General features: G+C 71.6%; 20 protein-coding genes. 12 read left to right on the forward strand and 8 right to left on the reverse strand.

Translation table 11 applies throughout. The annotated features are described in order from the left end of the window. Position 1: 1 nt before the first annotated feature. From pabB to RZ1_RS00540, 5 genes are all read left to right on the forward strand, one after another. The gene (gene pabB, locus RZ1_RS00520; RefSeq protein ID WP_072808190.1) at positions 2-2,095 is read left to right on the forward strand and encodes an aminodeoxychorismate synthase component I; all 2,094 of its coding nucleotides are present in this window, start codon (positions 2-4) and stop codon (positions 2,093-2,095) included. Further along, positions 2,092-3,000, forward strand: a complete 909-nt coding sequence (locus RZ1_RS00525; protein WP_072808192.1) for a prephenate dehydrogenase dimerization domain-containing protein — start codon at positions 2,092-2,094, stop codon at positions 2,998-3,000. The genes pabB and RZ1_RS00525 overlap by 4 nt, the downstream gene beginning before the upstream one ends. Then, positions 3,000-3,977 (forward strand): diiron oxygenase, encoded by a 978-nt coding sequence (locus tag RZ1_RS00530; protein ID WP_072808194.1) that lies wholly within the window; start codon positions 3,000-3,002, stop codon positions 3,975-3,977. Before RZ1_RS00525 ends, RZ1_RS00530 begins: the two co-directional genes overlap by 1 nt. Positions 3,978-4,070: 93 nt before the next feature. Continuing rightward, the gene (locus tag RZ1_RS00535; protein ID WP_072808196.1) at positions 4,071-4,541 is read left to right on the forward strand and encodes a hypothetical protein; all 471 of its coding nucleotides are present in this window, start codon (positions 4,071-4,073) and stop codon (positions 4,539-4,541) included. A 474-nt stretch (positions 4,542-5,015) separates the two neighbouring features. Further along, positions 5,016-5,459 carry a hypothetical protein gene (locus tag RZ1_RS00540; RefSeq protein WP_072808198.1) on the forward strand — a complete coding sequence of 148 codons (444 nt, stop codon included), beginning with the start codon at positions 5,016-5,018 and terminating at the stop codon, positions 5,457-5,459. Positions 5,460-5,685: 226 nt separating this feature from the next. Here RZ1_RS00540 and RZ1_RS00545 read toward each other — a convergent pair whose 3' ends face one another. The 4 genes from RZ1_RS00545 to RZ1_RS00560 are packed head-to-tail and all read right to left on the reverse strand — an operon-like array spanning position 5,686 to position 10,226. Next, positions 5,686-6,468 (reverse strand): polyprenol monophosphomannose synthase, encoded by a 783-nt coding sequence (locus RZ1_RS00545; RefSeq protein WP_072808200.1) that lies wholly within the window; start codon positions 6,466-6,468, stop codon positions 5,686-5,688. Beyond that, entirely contained in the window at positions 6,468-8,093 is a 1,626-nt protein-coding gene (gene lnt, locus RZ1_RS00550) for an apolipoprotein N-acyltransferase (protein ID WP_072808718.1), read from the reverse strand. The genes RZ1_RS00545 and lnt overlap by 1 nt, the downstream gene beginning before the upstream one ends. Then, a complete protein-coding gene (locus RZ1_RS00555) occupies positions 8,090-9,697 on the reverse strand; it encodes an amidohydrolase (protein ID WP_072808202.1) in 1,608 nt (535 codons plus the stop codon). The genes lnt and RZ1_RS00555 overlap by 4 nt, the downstream gene beginning before the upstream one ends. 19 nt (positions 9,698-9,716) lie before the next feature. After that, positions 9,717-10,226 (reverse strand): FxsA family protein, encoded by a 510-nt coding sequence (locus RZ1_RS00560; protein ID WP_072808205.1) that lies wholly within the window; start codon positions 10,224-10,226, stop codon positions 9,717-9,719. A gap of 97 nt (positions 10,227-10,323) precedes the next feature. On the opposite strand from RZ1_RS00560, the gene RZ1_RS00565 reads away from it, so the two are divergent. From RZ1_RS00565 to RZ1_RS00575, 3 genes are read left to right on the forward strand one after another with little or no spacing between them, the layout of a single operon-like run. Then, positions 10,324-11,091 carry a TSUP family transporter gene (locus RZ1_RS00565; RefSeq protein WP_072808208.1) on the forward strand — a complete coding sequence of 256 codons (768 nt, stop codon included), beginning with the start codon at positions 10,324-10,326 and terminating at the stop codon, positions 11,089-11,091. A 20-nt stretch (positions 11,092-11,111) separates the two neighbouring features. Beyond that, positions 11,112-12,623, forward strand: coding sequence for a TldD/PmbA family protein (locus RZ1_RS00570; RefSeq protein WP_072808211.1), 1,512 nt, complete (start codon positions 11,112-11,114; stop codon positions 12,621-12,623). After that, complete coding sequence (locus tag RZ1_RS00575) at positions 12,620-13,987, forward strand: metallopeptidase TldD-related protein (RefSeq protein WP_072808214.1); 1,368 nt, start codon at positions 12,620-12,622, stop codon at positions 13,985-13,987. Before RZ1_RS00570 ends, RZ1_RS00575 begins: the two co-directional genes overlap by 4 nt. Positions 13,988-14,027: 40 nt before the next feature. Here RZ1_RS00575 and RZ1_RS00580 read toward each other — a convergent pair whose 3' ends face one another. Further along, entirely contained in the window at positions 14,028-14,558 is a 531-nt protein-coding gene (locus RZ1_RS00580; RefSeq protein ID WP_072808217.1) for a glutathione peroxidase, read from the reverse strand. A gap of 78 nt (positions 14,559-14,636) precedes the next feature. After that, positions 14,637-15,041 carry a PPOX class F420-dependent oxidoreductase gene (locus tag RZ1_RS00585; protein ID WP_072808219.1) on the reverse strand — a complete coding sequence of 135 codons (405 nt, stop codon included), beginning with the start codon at positions 15,039-15,041 and terminating at the stop codon, positions 14,637-14,639. Between the two features lie 51 nt (positions 15,042-15,092). On the opposite strand from RZ1_RS00585, the gene RZ1_RS00590 reads away from it, so the two are divergent. From RZ1_RS00590 to RZ1_RS00600, 3 genes are read left to right on the forward strand one after another with little or no spacing between them, the layout of a single operon-like run. Beyond that, positions 15,093-15,878, forward strand: coding sequence for a ferredoxin-like domain-containing protein (locus RZ1_RS00590; protein WP_072808222.1), 786 nt, complete (start codon positions 15,093-15,095; stop codon positions 15,876-15,878). Positions 15,879-15,928: 50 nt separating this feature from the next. Further along, on the forward strand, positions 15,929-17,398 hold the full coding sequence (locus tag RZ1_RS00595) for a dihydrolipoyl dehydrogenase family protein (protein WP_072808719.1): 1,470 nt from the start codon (positions 15,929-15,931) through the stop codon (positions 17,396-17,398). Positions 17,399-17,421: 23 nt separating this feature from the next. Beyond that, positions 17,422-17,904 (forward strand): adenosine-specific kinase, encoded by a 483-nt coding sequence (locus RZ1_RS00600; protein ID WP_072808225.1) that lies wholly within the window; start codon positions 17,422-17,424, stop codon positions 17,902-17,904. A gap of 7 nt (positions 17,905-17,911) precedes the next feature. On the opposite strand, the gene dprE2 is transcribed toward RZ1_RS00600, so the two are convergent. Then, the gene (gene dprE2 / locus RZ1_RS00605; RefSeq protein WP_072808227.1) at positions 17,912-18,658 is read right to left on the reverse strand and encodes a decaprenylphospho-beta-D-erythro-pentofuranosid-2-ulose 2-reductase; all 747 of its coding nucleotides are present in this window, start codon (positions 18,656-18,658) and stop codon (positions 17,912-17,914) included. 109 nt (positions 18,659-18,767) lie between these two features. Here dprE2 and RZ1_RS00610 point away from each other — a divergent pair, with 109 nt between their 5' ends. Further along, positions 18,768-19,163: a TIGR03618 family F420-dependent PPOX class oxidoreductase gene (locus RZ1_RS00610; protein ID WP_072808230.1), complete on the forward strand. Its 396-nt coding sequence runs from the start codon at positions 18,768-18,770 to the stop codon at positions 19,161-19,163. A 118-nt stretch (positions 19,164-19,281) separates the two neighbouring features. Here the strand turns inward: RZ1_RS00610 and RZ1_RS00615 are convergent, their stop codons facing one another. Continuing rightward, positions 19,282-20,412: a M24 family metallopeptidase gene (locus RZ1_RS00615; RefSeq protein ID WP_072808233.1), complete on the reverse strand. Its 1,131-nt coding sequence runs from the start codon at positions 20,410-20,412 to the stop codon at positions 19,282-19,284. Between the last annotated feature and the right edge of the window lie 34 nt (positions 20,413-20,446).

The raw sequence follows: 20,446 nt of genomic DNA on the forward strand, positions 1-20,446 counted from the left end.
CATGCCCATCGACGCACGGCCCACCCGTACCCTGCTCGTCGACAACTACGATTCCTTCACCTACAACCTCTACAGCCTGCTGTCCGAGGTCAACGGCCTGCCGCCGACCGTGGTCACCAACGACACACCGTGGGATCACATCGACCCGGCACGATTCGACAACATCGTCGTCTCGCCCGGGCCCGGCCGCCCCGACCGGGCACGCGATTTCGGGATCAGCGCCCGCGCGCTGCTCGACGGCGGGCTCCCGGCGCTCGGGGTCTGCCTCGGCCACCAGGGTCTGTGCCACCTGTTCGGCGCACCGGTCGTGCAGGCACCCGAACCCGTGCACGGTCGCCTGGCCACCATCGTCCACACCGGGACCGGGCTGTTCGCCGGTCTGCCGCCGCGGTTCGCGGCGGTGCGCTACCACTCGCTGATCGTCGAGCACGTCCCCGACGAACTCGACGCGGTCGCGTGGACCGACGACGGTCTGCTCATGGGGGTGGCCCACCGCACCAGGCCGTTGTGGGGCGTCCAGTTCCATCCCGAGTCGATCTGCACCGAGCACGGCCGCGACCTGCTGGTGAACTTCCGCAACGCGACCCCCACCCGGGGCCCGATCGTCGTCGCCGGCCCGCAGGACCCGTCGCCGCCGGAACCCCGATATCTGATCGAAAGCCGTCGTCTCGACCGCAATCTCGACCCGCAGGCGGTGTTCGAGCGGCTCTTCGCCGACGGTCCGCACGGTTTCTGGCTCGACGGCAGCGCGGCGACCGAACCCGGATCGCGATTCACCGTGCTCGGCGACGGCTCCGGGCCCCGCTCCGAGTTCGTCACCTACAGCGTCGCCGAGACCCTCGTGCGCGAACACGCCCTCGACGGCACCGTCACCGAACACCACAGCACGTTCTTCGACCACCTCGACCGTCGACTCGCCGAGCGTCCGGTCGCGCGACGCGAGGATCTGCCGTTCGACTTCGGTCTCGGCTATGTCGGCTATCTCGGCTACGAGCTGAAGGCCGACGCCGGCGCCCAGCTCGTCCACACCTCTCCGACCGCGGACGCGGCGATGGTGTTCGCGGACCGGGCCGTGGTCCTCGACCACGAGGCCGGACACTGCTACCTGATCGCGCTGAGCGAGCAGCCCGGCGACGCCGCGACCCGCGCCTGGTTCGACCGAACCGCCGCCGCGCTCGCCGAACTCGCCGACGTGACCGAACCGGCCCCCGCCCCGCCGCCGCTGCTGCGACTGGACCGGGACCAGCCGATGCGGCTACGCCACGACGGCGGGCGCTACCTGGACCTGATCGCCCAGTGCATCGCCGAGATCCGCAGCGGCGAAACCTACGAGGTGTGCCTGACCAACATGGCCACCGTCGAGCGCAGCATCGATCCGCTGCGTACCTACGAATGCCTGCGCGAGATCAGCCCCACCCCCTACAGTGCGCTGCTGCAGTTCCCGGGACTGTCGGTGCTCAGCGCGTCGCCCGAGCGGTTCCTGCGGATCGGCGCGGACCGCGTCGTCGAGTCCAAACCGATCAAGGGCACCCGGCCGCGCGGTGCGACCGCCGCCGAGGACGGGATGCTGCGCCGGGATCTACGTGCGAGCGAGAAGGACCGTTCCGAGAACCTGATGATCGTCGACCTGGTGCGCAACGACCTGTCACGGGTGTGCGTGCCGGGATCGGTGCACGTGCCGAAGCTGTTCGACGTCGAAACCTACGCCGCGGTGCATCAACTGGTGTCCACCGTGCGCGGCACGTTGCGTCCGGACGTGTCCGCCGTGGACTGTGTGCGCGCGGCGTTTCCCGGGGGATCGATGACCGGTGCACCGAAACTGCGCACCATGGAGATCATCGACAAACTCGAGGACGGTCCTCGCGGCGTGTACTCCGGTGCCTTGGGATACCTGTCGCCCACCGGCGCCGCCGACCTGTCGATCGTCATTCGCACCATGGTCGCCACCGACCACGAGGTGAGCTTCGGGATCGGCGGCGCCATCGTCGCCCTGTCCGACCCCGGCGACGAACTCGACGAAACCCTGGTCAAGGCGGTGGCGATGCGACGCACCCTGTCCGAGACCCCGCCTGTGCCCGAAGATTCCGGCCGATGACCAGGGGTCCGGTGGTTGTGGCCGGCGGCGCGGGCGCGGTCGGGGAACTGCTGGTGACGGCGCTGCGCGCCGACGGCACCGAGGTGCTGGTCCTGGATCCGATGCCCCCACCGCACGACGACACCGCCCTGGCCGCGGACATCACCGCCCCCACCGGTCGAGCCGCCACCGCGCTGCGCGCCGCGCCCACCGTGGTGCTGGCCGTCCCCGAACCGGTGGCGCTCGAGGCGATCCCGGTGCTGGGCGAGCTGCTCACGCCCGGCACGCTGCTCGTCGAAACCCTGTCGGTGAAATCGGCGGTGCCCGCCGCATTGCACGCCCACGCCCCGCACGTGCAGGCGCTCGGCGTCAATCCGATGTTCGCGCCGTCGCTGGGGCTGGCCGGCCGGCCGGTCGTCGCGGTCGCGCACCAGCGGGGACCGGCCGTGGCCGGGTTCGTCGCCGATCTGACCCGCTGGGGCGCGCAGGTGGTGGAACTGTCGGCCGACGAACACGATCGGGTGACCGCGGCGACGCAGGCGCTCACCCATGCCGCGGTGCTGGCGTTCGGGTTGGCACTGGATCGGCTGCGGGTTCCGGACGTGGCCGCAGCGACCGCGCCGCCTCCGCACGTGTTGATGCGGTCGTTGCTGGCCCGGGTGGGCACCGGGGCGCCGGAGGTGTATCGGGACGTGCAAACCGGCAACCCCTACGCCGGCGCGGCGCGACAGGCCCTGCGCGCCGGGCTCGACGCACTCGACGCGGCCGTCGCCGCCGACCCTGCCGCGTTCGGAAAGCTGATGGACCGAGCGCGGCGACCCCTGGGCGACCGTATCGAGCGGTACCGTGAAACGTGCGCGCAGGTGTTCGCCGACCTGCCGCAGACGACGGACCGTCCGCCGCCCGGGGAGACAGGGGTGCCGTGATGGCAGAACCCGACATCACCTCGCTGCGCGCCCGGCTGGGCCCACCGTTGCTGCCCGACCACGACCCCGCCGATCCCGTCGAGAGCAGCGTGATCCGTGCCCTGACCAGGTCCTGGGGACTGCGTGCGACCGTCAAGAAACGGGAGCCCGCCCTCGACGACCTGTTCGACCCCGCGCTCCGCGACTATCCGGAGGTGCTGATTCCGTTTCACGCCCACCGCCGCTACCGGGACCTCGACGAACGGCGCCGTGCCCGGCTGCGTGCCTGGGCGTGGATCGCCTACAACAAGAACGTCGTCGACATCGAGCAGTTTGTCGTCAACCCCGGGTTCGCGTCCGTCACCGGCGACGCGCTCGGGATCGGACCGCACGACACCGTCGTGGTCGGGGTGATGCAGGCGATGGTCGACGAGCAGTACCACACGCTGATGCACCACAATGCGAGCGCGGTGACCCGCCGGCGGCGCGGCTGGGTGCTGCCGGAGTCGGTGCTGCCCGCCTCCCGGACCGTGCGCGCCCATCGGGAGGCGGTGGCCCGGGCGGAATCACCCCGCGCCGAAGTGTTGGTGCGGCTCGCCTTCACCACGGTGGCGGAAACCTCGATCAGCGCCTATCTCGGGTTGCTCACCGAGGACGACACGCTGCAACCGGTCAACCGCGCCACCGTCGCGCTGCATCGACGGGACGAATTGTGCCACTCGTCGCTCGCGGCGGAACTGCTCAAGATCGTCTTTGCCGACCTGGGAAGCACCGATCGGCGGGTGCTGCTCGACGCGCTCGCCGCCGGCATCGTCGCGTTCACCGGGAGCGACACCGCGACCTGGGCGGCGATCGTCGAACACGAAGGCATCCCCGGTGCCCAGGAGCTGATCGCCGAGACCTCCCGCGGTGGCGGCCGGGTGGTGCAGGACTGCAGCGCCATCCGGTCGCTGTGCACCGAACTCGGTGTCGCCGACGACCTGCGCGTCGACTGGTAACCTTCGCGCGTTCGGTGAACGCGACGCCGCGAACGATCGTTCGCGGTCGAGCAGGAGCTGCATCGAACGTTCGAGTGGTGAGAAAGGTCGTCAGTGAGCGAAACCCCGATCGGTCGGAGCCCGTCGACCGGTGGCCGCCCCAAGCAGTACGCGAACAGCGCCGAGCGGGCCCGGGCTTGGCGGGAACGCCAGAAGCAGCAGAAAGGCGGGTCCCCGGCGAGCCGGCCCACCGCGACGAGCGCGGGCGCCCCCGACACCGCCCGGAAGCCGACCGGAGAACCCCCGGCCGCCGTCCCACCGGAACGAACCCCCACCCCGCCGGTTCGGGTGCCCGACCCGGCTCCCTCACTGCCCCGGTCCGGGGACAGCGTTCTCCGCGCCGAGCGCGACGCCGCCCGGGAAGCCGCGGCCGAAGCCTGGAAGCGGGTCGGTGAGCTCGAAGCCGAGCTGCGGGAAGTGCGTGCGGAGCTGGCCGAGGAACGGGCCACCCACCTGGTCGATGCGCGTGCGCACATCGCTGAGCTGCAGCGGCAGCTCGAAGAACTCCGCCGCGAACGTTCGTGACGAGGTTGCAAACGATCGTTCGGCACCCGGTGATGCGAACGATCGTTTGCCGAGTAGGAACGTACGTACGTTTCGTTCGAACCTGATCGACCGCTCGCATCCGGTGCGGAGTCGAACGTTCGGGTTGGTCTGGTCCCCTCGGACCGCCGCCCGTCCGGTCGGTATACGCCGAACGCTCGTGGGGAGATGTCGCGGTCATGTCCTCCGAGGCGCCCCGGGCCCGGGTTTGCGGCAAACGGCACCGCGACAACGATCTCGACCGGCCCGGACGGTCCTCCGTCCGGAAACCCGTGCTGCGCATGTCGCCGGTGCGGCAGGCGCAGCGTTCCGAAGGCAGACCGTGCGGCCGGCCTGGCCCTGGAGATCCCCCGTGTCAACGGCAGCTGAATATCGGTTCTGGTCCACCCTTGCGTGGTGGCGCGACAGCACGGCGACGCGCGGGGCCCTGCCGGTTCCGCCTGGCAGACTGCGACTATGGATCGGAACCGAGGCACCGGAAACAACGGTCGCCACGAGTACTACAGCACCAGCGACATCGGTGAGGGATCATCGGCCGTCCGGCACGGTGACTTCGAACAAGCGGACTGGGACATGCGCTTCCTGTCCGCGGTCACCAGATATCTGTCGGCACGACCCTGGGACACCGGGGTGTACGAGATCGAACAGCTGAGCTGGGCGGATTCGATCATGACGTTGGTGGTGCGGGTCTGGGGTCGCGACGACTCCGGCTTGGTCGGCTGGCGCGAACACCTGCCCACAGTACGAGCAGGATTCGGATCCGCCGATCCGGAGATGGTCGCCGGAGCCTGGCACACCGGCGAGTTCTGTCCCTGCTACCTGCCGCAACCGTACTTGCCTGGTCCCGATGGTATTCACTGGATCGGCACGGGACGACCGTCTCATCGAGGTAGCCGGTAACGCTGACCGCACCGCTGGATCGTCACGGAACGTGGGTCGGAACCCCATCACGATGGCCATTGACAGGTCGGAGGTGGCGGAACTCGGTCCGGCACCTCCCACTCGATGCCACGGGTGACGAGCCGTGCTCCGGATGTCGGCGCACCGACAGCAGTCGAGTCGTCGTGTGCCCGGCCGGCGTCGGCCGGGCACACGCACGGACGGTCCCTCGCCCGGCTCGAACCGGTCAGTGGCGGCCGACGAGCCCGCGCAGCCTGACCCACCGGTTGCGCAGACCCCACACGGTGACCTTGAACAGGGCCTCCTGCACGATGTTGCCGCTCATCTTCGAGTCTCCGATGACGCGTTCGGTGAAGGTGATCGGCACCTCGTCGACGGTGAACCCGGCCTGCAGGGTCCGCCACGCCAGATCGACCTGGAAGCAATAGCCGTGCGATTCGATCGCGTCGAGGTCGAGGGTCTCGAGCACTTCGCGCCGGTAGGCGCGGTAGCCACCGGTGATGTCGCGGACCTTCACCCCGAGCGCGAGCCGCGAGTAGATGTTGCCGCCGCGGGAGAGCACCTCGCGGTGCCACGGCCAGTTCACGACGGTGCCGCCGGGCACGTACCGGGAGCCGAGAACCAGGTCGGCGCCGCCGTCGACCTTCTCGAGCAGCAGGTGCAGCTGCTCCGGGGCGTGGCTGCCGTCGGCGTCCATCTCCACCAGGACCGTGTAGTCCCGCTCGAGACCCCACCGGAACCCGGCGATGTAGGCGGCGCCGAGGCCGTTCTTCTCGGTGCGGTGCATGACGTGGATGCGGCCGTCGCTCGCGGCGGCCAGCTCGTCGGCGACCGCGCCGGTGCCGTCCGGGCTGCCGTCGTCGGCGATGAGCACGTGCACGTCCGGCAGCGCCGCATGCAACCGGCCGACGATCAGGCGAATGTTCTCCCGCTCGTTGTACGTCGGAATGATGACCAGGGTCCGGGCGCTCGGCGCGCTGTGATCCCCGGCCGGCGTCGCCGCTGCCATCAATGGTCCTCCCTGTCGAAACCGGCCTGGGCCGGTGATCCTGCGGTGCCGGACTCGGCCGGCTCGGTGTCGCGGCCGGGCTGTGGCCGTGACACCGTGGTGTGGTTTCGCCGGGCCCGCACGAGGGCGGCACCGGCGGCGGCGACGGCCCCGACACACAGAACGAGCTCTGGGATCGGGCCGAGCCGACTAGCCAGCGTAGTCGCCGTGCGCAACGGCACCTGCGCCACCAGCGCCGCCGGCTCGAACAGCGGGGTCTGTTCGAGCACCGAACCATCGGCCGCGACGATCGCGCTGACGCCGCTGGTGGCGGCCACGACGACGGCGCGGCCGTGTTCGACGGCCCGCATCCGCGACATCGCCAGCTGCTGATACGTCATCTCGGTGTCGCCGAAGGTCGCGTTGTTGGTGGGTACGGCCAACAGCTGCGCGCCCGCGTCGACCGCCTGGCGAAACGCCCGGTCGAACGCGACCTCGTAGCAGGTCGCGACGCCGATGGGGATGCCCGCGGCGCGCACAACGCCGTCGCCGTGGCCGGGCACGAAGTGGCCGGCGCGATCCGCGTACTCGGAGAACAACCGGAAGAACGACCGGTACGGCAGGTACTCCCCGAACGGCTGGATGATCTTCTTGTCGTGTCGTTCTCCGGGCCCGGTCTCCGCGCCCCACACGATCACCGAGTTGGTGGTGGTGCCGTCACCGTTGACGAGGACCGCGCCGACGGCGATGGGGGCGCCGATCGCCGCGGCGGCGGCGGTGATGTCGGCGGCCGCGTCGGTGTTGCGTAGCGGATCGATGTCCGAGGCGTTCTCGGGCCAGATCACCACGTCCGGACGCGGCGCGGTGCCGGCGCTCACGTCGGCGGCCAGTTCCAAGGTGCGGGCGACGTGGTTGTCGAGGACCGCCTTGCGCTGGGCGTTGAAGTCCAGACCCAGCCGCGGCACGCTGCCCTGGATCGCGGCGACCGTGATCGTGCGATCCCCGTCGCCGTGGGCGGGCAGCAGTGGCCACGCCGCCGCGGCGCACAGCGGTGCCAGGGCCGTCACGGCGGCGGCCCGCAGCAGCGGCCCGCGCCGCGGGGTGCGGCGGCACGCGGTGACGAGCGCGGCCAGGCCGGCGCCGATCAGCGCGACTGCGAAGGACACGAGCGGAGCCCCACCGACCGCGGCGAGGGAGACCAGCAGCCCGTCGGGTTGGCCGAAGGCCAGGCGTCCCCACGGGAAACCCCCGAACGGCACGGTGGCGCGCAGGTACTCGGTCAGCGACCAGCACGCGGCGATCCACAGCGGTGTCGCGGGCAGGGACCGCACGTGCACGGTCAGCGCCCCGAACAGCCCGACGAACAGGGCCTCGACCGCGGCCAGCGCCAGCCACGGCAGCGGCCCGACATACACCCCGATCCAGGGCAGCAGCGGCACCAGAAAGCCCAGGCCGGCGAGGTATCCATAGCAGAACCCCGCACGTCGATGCATTGGCCGTGTAATCAATACAGTGATGAGCAAGCCGATGCCGACGGGTGCGAGAAACCACAAGGGGCGCGGCGGGAAGCTCGCGAAGAGCAGCAGTCCGGCGACCACCGACAGCAGTGCTCGCACCGCCACCGTCCGCGCGGTCTGCCCGATCACCGGTCGTACACGATCCGGCCGCGGTGCACGCTGCGCACCAGCACCGGATCGTCCGTGCCCGGCTCGAGGTCCGGCAGCGGCGCCACCCGCGACCGCGGATCCGTCGACCACCGCTGCACGCTGTCCTTCGGGGCGCTGATCACCAACTCCCCCGCTTCCCACACCGCATACGACGCCGGCGCCCCCGGATCCAGGGTGCCCGCCAGACCGTCCCGGACCCCCCCGGCCCGCCACGCCCCGCGGGTGGCGGCGGCGAATGCGGCGCGCGGCGAGATGCCGCTGCCCGCGGTGTGGTGGTGGACGGCGGCGCGCAACATCGACCACGGCCGGGCCGCGGTCACCGGCGAGTCGGAACCGAACGCGAGGGACATCCCGGTGGAGGCGATACCCGCGAAGTTGTTCAACCCGGCCGCCCGGTCCGCGCCGAGCCGCGTCACATACATCCCGTCCGGGCCGCCCCACAGTGCGTCGAACACCGGCTGCATGCTCGCGATCACCCCCCACCGCCCCAGCTGCGCCGCCTGCGCCACGGTGAGTGTTTCGGCATGTTCGAGCCGATGCCCGCGCGCGGCGACAGCGGGCCCACCCAGGTCGTCGGCGACGGCCGCGAACGCGGCGGTCACGGCCGCGGCGGCTGCGTCTCCGATGACATGGAAACCGGCCTGGACACCGGCGATGGTGCACGCCCGCACGTGCGCGGTAATCTCCTCGACGGTCAGGTACGAGGTTCCGCAGCAGTCCCGACGATCGGTATAGGGGGCGGTCAGCCACGCCGTGTGGGAGCCGAACGCGCCGTCGACGAACAGGTCGCCGCCGAGGCCGTGCGCGCCGGTCACCGCGAGCAGTGCGCCGGCCTGCTCGGCGGTCGCAACCGCCTCACCCCAATAGCCACGCACCTGCACACCGTGATCGGTGCCGAGCAGTTCGGTGAAGTCGTCGCGGCCGGAAATGTCCGGGCCGCCGCACTCGTGGACGGCGACGATGCCGTGCGCGGCGTAGTCGTCGAGGGCGGCGGCCCGTGCCCGGGCCCGCTGCGCGGGGGTGAGCAACGCCCGCGCAGCGCCGCGCACCGCGTGGTGCGCGGCCGCGGTGAGCGGTTGCTGAGGGTGGTAGCCGGGAAGATCGGCCGGGTCGGCGGCGGCGCGCAGCGCGGTGGACGCGGCCGCCGAATGCGCGTCGACGCGGGTCAGGTACACGGCGCGGCCGGGGGCGGCGGCGTCGAGGTCGGCGGTGGTCGGCGCGGTCTCGTCGGCCCAGCGGGTCGGGTCCCAGCCGTGCCCCCACAGCACCGGGTCGTCGCACCCGGCGGCGTGCTCGCGCAGCCGCTGCAACGTCTCCTCCCGGCTGGCGGTGCCGGTCAGGTCCAGGCCGGTCAGTGCCAGGCCGTGGGCGGTGACGTGCACGTGGGTGTCGACGAATGCGGGCGCGACGAACGCGCCGTGCAGGTCGACGATCTCGGCGTCGGGGTGCAGCGCGCGGCCGGGCCGTTCGGCCCCGACCCACACGATCTGCCCGTCGGTGACGGCCATCGAGGTGGCGTCGGGGGCGCTGGCGCTGTAGATGCGCCCGCCGACGAGAAGCTGTGTGTGCGGTGCTGGACTCACGAGCGTCCAGTCTGCCCCGTCAGGGCCGCGGCGGCCGCTGCGGGGTGTCGACGATCTCGCCGTCGAGGATCGGGGCCGACGTCAGGCGGGGGGCGGAGTCGACGACGGTGTGTTCGACGACCTGCCCGTCGACGACGGTGATGCGCTCACCGCGCCAGGCGCCGCGGGCCGCGAGGGTCGCGACCTTGCGGGCGGCGACGACCTTGACCACCGGACGCAGCAACGCGCGGGCCGGCGGCAACAACAACAGGATGCCCAGGATGCTGGTCAGCAGACCGGGCACCAGGACCAGGCCCGCACCGAGTCCGACGAGTGCACCGTCGGTCAGCGCCCGATCCGGGGAGACACCGGCCCGGACCTTGCCGAGGTTCTGCAGCGCGCGGCGGCCCTGCGCCCCGAGGATCAGATAGCCCAGGACGCTGACACCGAGGAACAGCAACACGGTGTAGCCGGCCCCGATGGCGGAGCCGAGCACAGCCAGCACCGCGATCTCGGCGACGACGTAGACGAGGAACAGCAGGGGCAACATCAGGGCTCCTTCCGGGCGGCCACACCGATGCAACGAACGCGCCGGTGATTTTGCTCCCGGTGCGCCGGGATTGTGGCCCCATGATCGAATCACGATCATGGATGCGGCGGACTGGGCGGTGCTGCTGTCCGCAGCGACCGCGGCCGGATGGGTCGATGCGGTGGTCGGCGGCGGCGGTTTGATCCTGCTGCCGGCGCTGCTGCTGGTGGCGCCGCAACTGGCCCCGCAGGCCGCGTTGGCGACGAACAAGCTCACTGCGATCTGCGGCACCAGCGCCGCGGTGGTGACGTTCGCGCGGCGCATCCGGCTGCAATGGAAGGTGCTGATCCCGGCGGCGGTGCTGGCCGCGGTCCTCGCGGCGTGCGGTGCGGCGGCGGTGTCGCTGATCGACAAGTCGCTGTTCATTCCGATCGCGATGGTCGCGCTGGTCGCGGTCGCGATGACGGTGACGCTGCGCCCGCAGGTCGGCACCACCCTGGCCCAACACCGGCCGGGCGCCCGCCGCACCATGATCGTCGTGCTGGGTTCGGCCGCGGTGATCGGGTTCTACGACGGCATTCTCGGCCCCGGCACCGGCACGTTCCTGATCATCTCGTTCGCGACGCTGCTGGGCACCGGGTTCGTGCGGTCCGCGGCCATGGCGAAGGTCATCAACCTCGGTTCGAACCTGGGCGCGCTGGCGTTCTTCGCCGCGACCGGGCACGTGTGGTGGTCGCTCGGGTTGACGATGGCGGTGTGCAACGTCGCCGGTGCGGTGCTCGGGTCGCGGACCGCGCTCGCGCGCGGCGCCGGATTCGTGCGGGCCGTGCTGCTGATCGTGGTGCTGGTGATGGTGGTGCGGCTCGGTTGGCAACAATTCGGTTGATCGGGCCCTACGGTGAGCGGGTGAACACCGTCGACGCCGATTTTCTCGCCCTGCCGTTGCGCGCCCTCGCCGACGCGGCCTTGTCGGTGGCCCGCGCCGCCGGGGCCACCCACGCGGATCTGCGGGTGCACCGGGTGCGCACCCATGCGCTGGCGTTGCGGGACGGTGGGGTGCAGGCCGCGGTGGACGGGGTCGATGCCGGGTTCGCGGTGCGGGTCCTGCTCGACGGCACCTGGGGATTCGCCTCGCACGCCGAGCTGACCGTGGACACGGCGGCGGCGACGGCCCGGCAGGCGATCGAGGTGGCGCGGGCGCTGCGGCCGCTCAACCGGGATCCGGTGCGGTGGGCCGACGAACCGGCCTACCCGGACGCGGTGTGGGTGTCGCACTACGACCTCGATCCGTTCGCGGTGCCGGCCGCCGACAAGGTCGCGATCCTGACCGACCTGTCGCAGCGGTTGCTCGCCGCCGACGGTGTCGATCACGTGACGGCGAACTGTGTGCAGGTCAAGGAGCAGACGTTCTACGCGGATCTGGCCGGCTCCGCGATCACACAGCAGCGGGTGCGGATCCACCCGCAGCTCGAGGCGACCACCGTCGACCAGGCGACCGGGGTGTTCGAGACGATGCGCACCCTCGCTCCCCCGACCGGGCGCGGTTGGGAGTATCTCGCCTCCGACGATCACTGGGACTGGACCGGTGAGCTGGCGGCGATACCGCATTGGTTGGCGGAGAAGGCGGCGGCGCCGTCGGTGACCGCGGGCCCGACGGACCTGGTGATCGATCCGACGAACCTGTGGCTGACCATCCACGAATCGGTGGGGCACGCCACCGAGTACGACCGGGCGGTCGGCTACGAGGCGGCGTATGCGGGCACCTCGTTCGCGACCCCGGATCTGCTCGGTTCGCTGCGTTACGGCAGCGCGGCGATGCACGTGACCGCGGATCGCACCGACCCGCACGGCCTGGCGACCGTCGGGTTCGACGACGACGGGGTCGCCGCGCAGTCCTGGGATCTGGTCCGCGACGGTGTGCTCGTCGGGTTCCAGGTGGACCGGGCGTTCGCGCCGCGACTCGGATTGCCGCGGTCGAACGGCTGCGCCTATGCCGACTCGGCGCATCACGTGCCGATCCAGCGGATGCCGAACGTGTCGCTGCAACCGGATCCGCGGGTGGATCGGTCCACCGCGGACCTGGTCGCCGGTGTGCAGGACGGGTTGTACGTCGTCGGGGACAAGTCCTGGTCGATCGACATGCAGCGCTACAACTTCCAGTTCACCGGCCAACGCTTCTACCGGATCCGCGACGGCGAACTGGCCGGGCAGGTGCGCGACGTCGCCTATCAGGGCACGACCACCGAGTTCTGGGGCGCGCTCGAGGCGGTCGGCGGGCCGTCGACGTGGCGGCTCGGTGGCGCCCTGAACTGCGGCAAGGCGCAACCCGGGCAGGTCGCGGCGGTGAGCCACGGCTGCCCGTCGGCGCTGCTGCGCGGCATCAACGTGCTCAACACCCGGTCGGAGGGCGGACGATGATCGAGGCGCAGGAACTGGTGGAACGGGCGCTGCGCGCCTCGACGGCCGACGAGACGATCGTGCTCGTCACCGAGGTGTCGGAGGCGGCGCTGCGGTGGGCGGGCAACTCGATGACCACCAACGGGGTGTCCCGCTCGCGGAGCTGGACGGTGCTGGCGATCCGCCGCGAACCGGTGACCCGCGTCGGCATCGTCACCTCGAGCAGCGTCGATGCCGCCGACATCGACGCGGTGGTCACCGCGGCACGGACCGCCGCCGACGCGGCGGCACCGGCGACCGACGCGATGCCGCTGCTCGAGGGCACCGGCAGTCCGGGCGACTGGGCCGGCGGGTTCACCGGCACCGGCATCGGGGTGTTCGACGAGGTGATCGACGCGCTGACCGACGGGTTCGGCGGCACCGACCGGCTCTACGGGTTCGCGCACCACCAGGTGCGCACCACGTGGCTGGGCACCTCCACCGGGGTGCGGCGGCGGTACACGCAGCCGGAGGGGTCGATCGAGGTGCACGGCAAACGGGGCGGGCTGGACGGTCCCGGCGCGTGGGCCGGTGCCGGCACCCGCGATTTCCGGGACGTCGACACCACGGCACTGCTCGGGGAGCTGGACCGGCGCCTGGACTGGGCGGGCACCGCCGTGGAGCTGCCGGCCGGACGGTACGAGACGCTGCTGCCGCCGTCCGCGGTGGCCGACCTGATGATCTACCTGATGTGGTCGATGGAGGGGCGCGGCGCCGAGGAGGGGCACACCGCGCTGTCGCGGCCGGGCGGCACCCGGGTCGGCGAGGTCCTGACCGCGCTGCCGCTGACTCTGTCGTCGGATCCGGCCGCGCCGGGTCTCGAGTACGCGCCGTTCGTGACGGCGACCGCGTCGACGGACGCGGTGTCGGTGTTCGACAACGGACTCGACGCCGGGCGCGTCGACTGGATCCGGGACGGTGCCGTGCACGCGCTGACGTATCCGCGGGCCGCGGCCGCCGAGTTCGGGGCGCCGGTCACCGCGCCCGGCGAGAACCTGCTGCTCACGGGCGGGTCGTCGGCGAGCATCGACGATCTGGTGGCCTGCACCGAACGCGGTCTGCTGCTGACCACCCTGTGGTATCTGCGGGAGGTCGATCCGGCGACGCTGCTGCTGACCGGCCTCACCCGCGACGGGGTGTACCTGGTGGAGGACGGGGAGGTGGTCGCGGCGGTGAACAATTTCCGCTTCAACGAATCACCGCTGGATCTGGTGCGCCGCGCCACCGAGGTCGGCGCGACCGAACGCACCCTGCCGCGGGAATGGAAGGACTGGTTCACGCGCACCGCGATGCCGCCGATGCGCATCCCGGACTTCCACATGTCGTCGGTCAGCGCGGCCCGCTGACCGCGGGGCTCGGGAACCGGACGTCCCGAGCCCCGCGGTGTCAGGCCAGGTCGGCGAGCTGCCGGGCGATCTCGTCGGGAGTGACGGTCGGCTCGAAACGGCGCACGACCGCGCCGTCCGGGTCGACGAGGAACTTGGTGAAGTTCCACTTCACGGCGTCGGTGCCGATCGACTCGGGCATCGTCTTGCTGACGTGCTCGTACAGGAATCCGTGGTCGGGACCGAAGTCGCCGGGGGCCTCGCCGCGCAGGTGCCGGTACAGCGGGTGCGCGTCGTCACCGTTGACGTCGATCTTCCCGTACACCGGGAACGTCACGTCGTAGGTGAGGCGGCAGAACTCCTGGATCTCGGCGTCGGTGCCGGGTTCCTGACCGGCGAACTGGTTGCACGGGAACCCGATGACCTGCAGCGTCTCGCCGGTCTGCCGGTGCAGTGCCTCGAGGCCCTCGTACTGCGGGGTCAGGCCGCACTTGCTGGCGACGTTGACGATCAGCAGGTATTTGCCGGCGTAGCCGCTCAGGTCCTCGGGGGTGCCGTCGGCGGTGTCGACGGTGAAGCTGTGCACGCTCATGGAGTGGCGTCCTCGTTCTCGGGTCAGGGTTTTCGGGTCGGGTGGGCGAGCGAACCGGGATGCTCACCCCGAGCGACATTACGGTTCGTCGACGCAGCAGGCGAGACCGATCGTGCCGGACCGGCCGCGGCGCAGCACGCTCGCCTTGACGGTGAGCCATCCGAAGATCCCGTATTTGCCGATGATCGCGGCCCGGGTCTGTTCGGTCCCGGCGTCGTCGAGCACGGTGGCGGTGCCCGGCACCGCGCCGCTGCGCGGCTTTCCCCGTGCGTCGCACACCGCCAGCGTGATGCGCGGGTCGCGGCGCAACCGGGTGACCTTGTGCGAACCGGTCGCGGTCCACACCAGCAAGCGGTCGTCGTCGGCGACGGCCCACACGGCCGTGGGCACGGCGGTGCCGTTCTTGCGGAAGGTGCTCAGCAGCACGTACTTGGCGGCGGCGAAGTCGGCGAACGACGGCCGCGGGAGATCCCCATCAGACATGGGCCCACCCTACGCAGCGATGCCGCCGACGTCCCGTTCTAACCTGGCAGCATGTCCGAGTCCCGCTCCCCCGCCGTCGATGTGCACCTGCCGGGCGGTGCCCTCACCGCCGCGCAACTGCAGGCTCTCGCCGTACTCGCCCACGCGCACGGCGACGCGGAACTACTGCTCACCGACCACGCCGGGCTGCGGATGCACGGCAACCGGGACACCCTGACCGAGTCGCTCACCGCGATCGGGCTCACGGTGCACGGCACGTATCGGCGCAGTGTCGTCGCATCCCCGCTGTCCGGCCGAATCGGTGGGATCGCCGACGTGCGGGAAATCGCCGTCGCGCTGCACCGGCGGCTGGACGGGACCACCGCGACCGCGACCGCGGACACGGTGCTCGGGCTCGACGACGGCAGCGGCGACATCGTGGCGCTCACCCCCGACGTCGCGGTGTGCGCGCGGCCCGACGGGTCGTGGATGCTGACGCGCAGCGGCCGCGACACCGGGGTACGGGTCGACACCGGCGATGTCGTCGAGGCGGTGCTCGATGCCGCGGCCGCGGCGGTGCCCGACGCCGACGTCTCACCGCTGCCGACCCCACCGCCGCATCCCATCGGGTGGCTGGACCGCCCGGACGGCACGGTCGTGCTGGCAGGCGCCCTCCCCGACGGGGTGCTGCCGGCCCGCACCGCCGAATTCCTCGCCGCCGTCGACCGACCGGTGGTGATCACCCCGTGGCGGTCGGTGCTGCTGTGCGACCTCGACGAATGGGCCGCCGAACAGGTCGTGCGGGTCCTGGCGCCGATGGGTCTGATCTTCGACGCGGACTCCCCGCACGTGGAGTGAACCGGCCGAACCGGTCCTCGGCGGCGCCGCATCCGCCTACCGTGGGACAGGTGAGTTCCGATACCGTCGGCTCCGACCACGACACCTTCGATGTGATCGTGATCGGCGGTGGCCCTGCCGGTGAGAACGCCGCGCACTACGCCATCGCCGGCAGCGACCGCACCGCCGCCCTGATCGAACACGAACTCGTCGGCGGCGAATGCTCCTATTGGGCGTGCATGCCGAGCAAGGCACTGCTGCGGCCCGCACAGATCCTCGGCGCCGCCCGTCACATGCCCGGGGTCGAAGAGAAGATCACCGCGTACGGCGTCCACGTCGCCGACGTACTGGCCCGCCGCGACGCGTTCACCCACCGCCGCGACGACAGCTCGCAGGTGCTGTGGGCCGACGCGATCGGCATCGACGTGCTGCGCGGGCACGCCCGGATCACCGGCCGATGCGCGGTCTCCGTCGACGGCGACCGGCCGCGGACCCTCCGCGCCCGGCACGCGGTGGTGCTGGCGACCGGCACCGTCGCGACCGTCCCCGACGCCCCGGGGCTGCGCGCCGCGCTGCCGTGGACGTCGCGGGACGCGACGAACCTGGTGGAGATCCCGCGGCGGGTGCTGCTCGTCGGCGGCGGGGTCGTCGCCTGCGAAACCGCGACCTGGCTGCGTCAGCTCGGCGTCGAGGAGCTCACCGTCGTGGTGCGCGGCGCGCGACTGCTGCCCCGCGTCGAACCGTTCGCGGCCGCCGCCGTCACCGACATGTTCGGCCGTCACGGCATCGACGTCCGGTTCCGCACCGAGATCCGCAACGTCGCCCGCGACGACACCCGCGACACCGGGATCGGTCGCATCCACGGCGGCCCGGCGACGGTCGACCTCGACGACGGCAGCACCGTCGAAGTCGACGAGATCGTGGTTGCCGCCGGTCGCCGCCCCGCCACCGAGGGCCTCGGCCTCGGCGCGGTGGGACTCGAGGCGGGCGCGGCAACGAGCGTCGACGATCACCTGAACGTCACCGGCGCCGACGGCACGTGGTTGTACGCGGTCGGGGACGTCGCCGGCCGGGCCGCACTGACCCACATGGGCAAATATCAGGCGCGGGTGTGCGGCGACGTGATCGCCGCCCGCGCCGAGGGCCGCGACCTCGACCATCCCCGCTACCGCGCGACCGCGGACCACGACCAGGTGCCGCAGGTGATCTTCACCGAACCGGAGATCGCCTCCGTCGGGCACACCGCCGCCTCGGCCCGCGCCGCCGGAATCGACGTCGAGGTGCTCGAGGTGGACCTGGCGGTCGCCGGATCGGCACTGGCCCGCGACGACTTCACCGGCCACGCCGCGCTCGTCGTCGACCGCGCCACCGACACCCTCGCCGGCGCCACCTTCGCCGGCACCGAGGTCGCCGAACTCGTGCACGCCGCCACCGTCGCGCTCGTCGGGAAGGTGCCCCTGGACACGCTGTGGCACGCGGTCCCGGCGTATCCGACGGTCAGCGAGGTGTGGTTGCGGCTGCTCGAAACCCGCCGCCCCTGACCCGAAACCCGAAGGAGGCACCCGTGGAACTGAGCGTCGTCACGATCGACAAACCCGAGGACACGAACGTGATCGTCGGCCAGTCCCACTTCGTCAAGACCGTCGAGGATCTGCACGAAACGCTCGCCGGATCGAGCCCGCACCTGCGGTTCGGTATCGCCTTCTGCGAAGCGTCCGGGCCGCGTCTGGTGCGCCACTCCGGCAACGACGACACGCTCGTGGAACTGGCCACCCGCAATGCCCTCGCGGTCGCGGCCGGACACTGCTTCGTCGTGTTCGTGGACAACGGCTACCCGGTGAACGTCCTCAACGCCATCAAGCAGGTCCCGGAGGTGTGCGGCATCTACTGCGCCACCGCCAACCCCGTCGAGATCGTGATCGCCGAAACCGGCCTCGGCCGCGGCATCGTCGGAGTGATCGACGGCAGCCCACCGCTCGGCGTGGAATCCGACGGGGACGTCGCCGACCGCAAGGCGCTGCTGCGCACCATCGGCTACAAACTGTGACGGCCGCTCAGCGCGGCAGCCGCCGCCACACCGCGCGCGGCAGCAACCGCATCGCGAAGAACACCGGCCGAAGCCGACCCGGCACCGCCACCTCCCCGCGGCCCCGACTCAACGCCCGCACGGTCGCGTCGGCCACCTGATCGGGGGTGCTCGACAACGGGGCCGCACTCATGCCCGCGGTCATCCGGCCGATCACGAAACCGGGTCGCACCAGCAGCAACGACACCCCGCTGCCGTGCAGGGCGTCCGCGAGCCCGGACGCGAACCCGTCCAGCCCGGCCTTCGCCGACCCGTACACGTAGTTGGCGCGCCGCACCCGCACACCCGCCACCGACGAGAACACCACGAGCCGTCCCGAGCCCTGCGCGCGCAGCAGCGTCGCCAGCCGGGTCAGCAACGCGACCTGCGCGACATAGTCGGTGTGCACGACCGCGACCGCATGCTCGGCGTCGGTTTCGGCGCGGGCCTGGTCGCCGAGGATCCCGAACGCGAGCACGGCCACGTCGATCGGCCCGTGCGCCGCGGTGATCTGCTCGAGCACCGCCGGGTGGGTGTCGAGAGCGTCGGCGTCGAATTCGACGGTGTGCACCGCGCTCGCCCCCGCACCCAGGACCGCCTCGCGCGGTTCGTGCAGGTCGTCGGCGCGGCGCGCGGCGAGGATCACGGTGCGTCCGGGGGCGAGCCGGCGGGCCACCTCGACCCCGATCTCGCTGCGGCCCCCGAAGATCACGATGCTTCCCTGCGCGATGGTCATGACTGCCAGTGTTCCGCGACCGGTCTGTGCGGGTGTGGTCGGGTCCCGTCGCCGGTGCCGCCGTTGACCCCGCTCTCGTCGTCGGGGCGGGCGCTCTAGGCTCGCGGGTATGGCCCGCACCCCGGACGCGCTCGGCGAGCGCGCACTGCAGTTCCTGTCCGAATATCACCTCGGCACCCTCACCACCTTGCGCAAGGACGGCACCCCGCACGTTGTCGCGGTCGGGTTCACGTGGGATCCGCAGGCACGGGTGGCGCGGGTGATCACCAACGCGGGCTCACAGAAGGCGCTGAACGCCGACCGGGGCGGCTACGCGGCGGTGTCGCAGGTCGAGGGCGGTCGCTGGCTCACCCTCGAAGGCGCGGCGCGGGTGTGCGCCGACGCCGCCTCGGTGGCCGAGGGTGTCGACCGCTACACCCGGCGGTACCGGCCGCCGCGGGTGAATCCGACGCGCGTGGTCGTCGAGATCGCCGTGGACCGGGTGATGGGGTCGGTGCTGGACTGACACACGGCGTTCCGGCCCGGTCCTCCCCTCGTCTTCCGAGCGGACGGTACAGTCGGTCGATCCGAGGAGGCGAACGGTACATTCGCTCGGGGAACGAGCGGACACCCCGCGGCTGCGGTCAGCCCGGAAGCACCGTCAACCCGTGCGGCCGGCGGTTGACCGCTTCGCACCCGTCGGCGGTGACGACCACGATGTCCTCGATACGGGCGCCCCACTGTCCGCGGAAGTAGATGCCCGGTTCGATGCTGAAGGCCATGCCCGGGCGCAGTTCGTCGGTGTTCCCGCCGACGATGTACGGCTCCTCGTGCACCGACAAGCCGATGCCGTGCCCGGTGCGGTGCACGAACACCTCCCCCAGCCCCTGCGCCGCGAGCAGATTACGCGCCGCGGCATCCACCGATTCGGCGGTCACACCGGGCTTCACCGCGTCGACCGCGGCCTGCTGTGCCGCCTCGAGCAGCGCGATCTTCGCGGCCACGTCGGGATCGGGCTCGCCGAGGCTGTAGGTACGTGTCGAATCGGAGTTGTAGCCCGGTTCGACAGGACCGCCGATGTCGATCACTACGATGTCCCCGGACTCGAGCACCCGCTCGGACACCTCATGATGCGGGTCGGCACCGTGCGGACCCGACCCGACGATGACGAATGCCGCCTCGGTGTGCCCCTCCTCGAGGATTGCCGCGGAGATGTCCGCGGCCACCTCGGATTCGGTGCGACCCGGCCGCAACCACTCGCCCATCCGGGCGTGGACCCGGTCGATCGCGGCACCGGCACGCCGCAGTGCCTCGATCTCGTCGTCGTCCTTGACCATCCGCAGCTCCCGCAACACATCGGTGGCCAGCGCCGGAACCGCCCCGAACAACCCCGCCAACGGCACCAGATGCAGTGCCGGCATCGCATCGGTCACCGCGGTGCGCGCGGCGCCCGGCAGCAGCGCCGCCACCAGCTCGTACGGGTTCTGCCCGTCCACCCAGTCCCGCACCGGCACCGCCAGTTCCGCGACGGCCGAGTCGTTCAGCGAGGCCAGCTCGAGCCGCGGCACCACCACCGTCGCCGCGCTGCCGTCGGTGGGCACGACCAGGCAGGTGAGCCGTTCGAAGGACTCGGCGCGGGACCCGAGCAGGTAACGCAGATCCGGGCCGGGCGTGACGAGCAGCGCATCGAGGCCGGCGGCGGCACCGAGCTCGGCTGCGCGGGTGAGTCGTTCGGCGTAGCGGGCGGCGGGGAATCGGGATGCGGCAGTACTCATGGGCCTCAGCGTAGTGCGACGGCGGGATGGCAGG

The sequence above is a fragment of the Rhodococcus zopfii NBRC 100606 = JCM 9919 genome, assembly GCF_001895025.1.
In the GTDB taxonomy this organism is placed as follows: Bacteria; Actinomycetota; Actinomycetes; order Mycobacteriales; family Mycobacteriaceae; genus Rhodococcus; species Rhodococcus zopfii.

Bases quoted from the DNA above. Each gene is read 5' to 3' on its own strand.
- pabB (WP_072808190.1), top strand. From the start codon at position 2: ATGCCCATCGACGCACGGCCCACCCGTACCCTGCTCGTCGACAACTAC.
- RZ1_RS00525 (WP_072808192.1), top strand. From the start codon at position 2,092: ATGACCAGGGGTCCGGTGGTTGTGGCCGGCGGCGCGGGCGCGGTCGGG.
- RZ1_RS00530 (WP_072808194.1), top strand. From the start codon at position 3,000: ATGGCAGAACCCGACATCACCTCGCTGCGCGCCCGGCTGGGCCCACCG.
- RZ1_RS00540 (WP_072808198.1), top strand. From the start codon at position 5,016: ATGGATCGGAACCGAGGCACCGGAAACAACGGTCGCCACGAGTACTAC.
- RZ1_RS00545 (WP_072808200.1), bottom strand. From the start codon at position 6,468: ATGGCAGCGGCGACGCCGGCCGGGGATCACAGCGCGCCGAGCGCCCGG.
- RZ1_RS00560 (WP_072808205.1), bottom strand. From the start codon at position 10,226: ATGTTGCCCCTGCTGTTCCTCGTCTACGTCGTCGCCGAGATCGCGGTG.
- RZ1_RS00565 (WP_072808208.1), top strand. From the start codon at position 10,324: ATGGATGCGGCGGACTGGGCGGTGCTGCTGTCCGCAGCGACCGCGGCC.
- RZ1_RS00575 (WP_072808214.1), top strand. From the start codon at position 12,620: ATGATCGAGGCGCAGGAACTGGTGGAACGGGCGCTGCGCGCCTCGACG.
- RZ1_RS00580 (WP_072808217.1), bottom strand. From the start codon at position 14,558: ATGAGCGTGCACAGCTTCACCGTCGACACCGCCGACGGCACCCCCGAG.
- RZ1_RS00585 (WP_072808219.1), bottom strand. From the start codon at position 15,041: ATGTCTGATGGGGATCTCCCGCGGCCGTCGTTCGCCGACTTCGCCGCC.
- RZ1_RS00590 (WP_072808222.1), top strand. From the start codon at position 15,093: ATGTCCGAGTCCCGCTCCCCCGCCGTCGATGTGCACCTGCCGGGCGGT.
- dprE2 (WP_072808227.1), bottom strand. From the start codon at position 18,658: ATGACCATCGCGCAGGGAAGCATCGTGATCTTCGGGGGCCGCAGCGAG.
- RZ1_RS00610 (WP_072808230.1), top strand. From the start codon at position 18,768: ATGGCCCGCACCCCGGACGCGCTCGGCGAGCGCGCACTGCAGTTCCTG.
- RZ1_RS00615 (WP_072808233.1), bottom strand. From the start codon at position 20,412: ATGAGTACTGCCGCATCCCGATTCCCCGCCGCCCGCTACGCCGAACGA.